The 2,756-nt window shown below is 37.4% G+C and carries 2 protein-coding genes; one reads left to right on the top strand and one right to left on the bottom strand.

What is annotated here, in order from left to right:
* Positions 1-171: 171 nt before the first annotated feature.
* Positions 172-1,680: a transposase gene (locus tag H524_RS0111785; protein WP_027940335.1), complete on the top strand. Its 1,509-nt coding sequence runs from the start codon at positions 172-174 to the stop codon at positions 1,678-1,680.
* Positions 1,681-1,734: 54 nt separating this feature from the next.
* Here the strand turns inward: H524_RS0111785 and H524_RS0111780 are convergent, their stop codons facing one another.
* Complete coding sequence (locus tag H524_RS0111780) at positions 1,735-2,595, bottom strand: DUF2806 domain-containing protein (protein ID WP_027940334.1); 861 nt, start codon at positions 2,593-2,595, stop codon at positions 1,735-1,737.
* Between the last annotated feature and the right edge of the window lie 161 nt (positions 2,596-2,756).

Raw genomic sequence — 2,756 nt, 5'->3', positions numbered from 1 at the left:
ATCCTTTATTTATGCTGTAATTTGATATTTATATTAAGTCGGATGTAAAATATAGTAAGATACTGATCCAAAAGACTGAGAATTAGCGTATATATCATAAAACTTTAAAAATGGAGTTGTTAAATCCTCCATTTTTTATAAAATGTAGCCCTAAATAATTGGGGCTACAACATGTACATTGAATACAACATACTTAATGGGGCAGAATATGCCCGCCTAAGATTGTCCGTACGTAATGGCGCGACTGTTTCACACCATAAGAGCATGACATTAGGCAGAGTATTAGATAAACAGAGGATGATATTTAAATCTCGTGAGCATGGTGTATATCAGTACGACATATCAACCGGTAAACGAATGCCTCCACCAGAGGACTTTGATATAAAGGTCGTAAGAAAAAACGCACGAGAGATACTCATTGTAGATTTCGGTAACGTCAATTTTTTCCAGAAGTACATCGAGAGGAAGAATCTAAGGTCAGTAATCGACTCTGTAGGATATGGTAACCCTGACAGCTTTAATTCATTACTTAGCTACTATCTGCTTGAAAGAGCTAGTAATGCCCATGCAGAAGACTGGTACGAGGGAAGCTATACAAAGATACTTTACCCAAAAGCCCTTATGCAGTCGCAACGGATTAGCGATATGCTTGAAGCATTAGGCGATGAGAATGTGTATAGACACTTTTTCTCCTCATATATTGCATTCATTAAGCAATCGACAAAAGAGGCATCAAAGGGAGCTATTCTGATTGACAGCACTGGTTTGCCTAATAGTAGCCGTCTTCCCGTAACAGCGATTAGTAACCACAATGGTGAGATCAACAATGAAGTGCGATTGATCTATGTCGTGCAGAGAGGCACTGGTCTACCTATATACATGAGATATGTTTCAGGCAACATAGTCGACGTCTCTACATTACTAACCACTATAGCTGAGCTTAAAGCTATGAAAGTGGATACTAAGTTCGCAATTCTGGATGCAGGATATCTAACACTTGATAGCATTGATGTTTTGCTAGAGAACAAAATATCCTTCTTATCAAGGCTCAAGAAAAACTGGACACTATACAAGCAGATTATTAAAGAGCATTTAGCGTCTTTAGAGCAGAAGGCTAATATGCAGCTATATAACGGTCGCATTGTTTATTTAAAACGAATCCAAGCTACACTACCCTCAGGTAAAACCGTGTATGCCTACTTAGGTATTGACGATGACAGAAGATGGTCAGAGAGAAGACAAATCGCAAAGACTGCAGATGAGGATGAGCTAAGCGTAGATGATATTCAGGCTAAGCTCGAAAAGGTTGGCGTCTTTATGCTTTTATCCTCACGAAGAATAGCTACAGAGGACTTGTTGCCGCTATACTATTCGAGACAAGACATTGAACAGGTCTTCGATATATCCAAGAGTTACGCAAAGGCACTGCCTCTATGTGTTCAGTCTGAAGAAACCTTTAGAGGTCATCTGCTTATGGTATTCATAAGCACAATCATACTCAGAATGTTACAGCAAGACCTAAAGAGTACTACGTACTCATTAGATGACGTGATAATGATTATGAAGAATCAGAAGGCTAAGGTGTTCGATGATTGCGTCGTTCCCCTCGAGCCAACGAAAAAGCAAAACGACCTGTACAAGCTTATTGGTGTAAAACATCAAACTTCCATCAGTCGATAATGCTCTTTCATTGGTATATTTTATGTAGCCCTAAAATTAACGCGGGAACTCAAGTTAATGGAAAATATCGTCTTTTGCATACTCTACTGCAGATTCAGTAAGTTTTGTTATCTCGTGAGCAGTGATAGCTAAATCTATAGTTGATGCCTTTATGAAATGCAAAACGTCGAAAATATAGTTATCATTGATATCATCAGTGATAGTTTCTAAGAGCGCTATTCCAGCAGAAGTGAATGCATAAACACTTAAAAACTGTCTTTGTCCTAAATCATAGTAGGGTCTAATAACAGCCATTACTTTTGAATTATGAATATACGAGATGTCATCAGATGCATTAGGTAATTCATATGCCAGATCCTCAGATGCAATAATACCGCACTCGCGTAACAATAAAATATTGCTTACGCATATATTATATTTTCGTAGCAAATCCTCACTAATAAGAACAATTTTTTTGGGAGTACGTCCACAAACAGTCAGAACGCATGTAGATATATGCCTAAGAGCACTTATATCATGGGCTGTCATATTTTTTAAAATATCTAATGCACGCAAAGAATAGCTGTTGGGCTGTACGATTTCTCCAGCTAATATATTTCCCCAAAGGGATTTCATTTCATCTCCATCAACATGATCAACTGAATTAAAAAACCTTGATATCCATCCAGCATCAACAGGATCGGATGAAACAAAATTTATTTGCTCTAATTTCTTATATGCTTCAAGGACTATAGCATCAATAATTTGCTGTTTTCTAATCTCAATAAAACTAAGTCTTTGGGAAGCTCTGCTAGCAATCTCCTGCTCTGTCCCGTTTGATACTTTTAAACCATTTCTATTATACGTAATGGGAAGATCTGAGTTTAAAAGTGAATCTGAAATTTTAGTGATCTCAAAAGCCTGCGCAGATGCCATTCTTTTTAAGTGCACAGGTTCATATAATTTACCAATGCCTCGAGAAATAGCGTCAATTAGCTTATTGACGCAACTTGAGGAGATCCTTTTGAATTAATTTTCGGTTATGCCGCGAGATGGCCAGTCTTTATAAGTTTCATATAGAGTATAGGACAGAAATT

It is taken from the genome of Anaerobiospirillum succiniciproducens DSM 6400 (assembly GCF_000482845.1).
In the GTDB taxonomy this organism is placed as follows: Bacteria; Pseudomonadota; Gammaproteobacteria; order Enterobacterales; family Succinivibrionaceae; genus Anaerobiospirillum; species Anaerobiospirillum succiniciproducens.
Note: the sequence above shows the minus strand (reverse complement) of the source record. Positions and strands in the feature narration are given on the sequence as shown.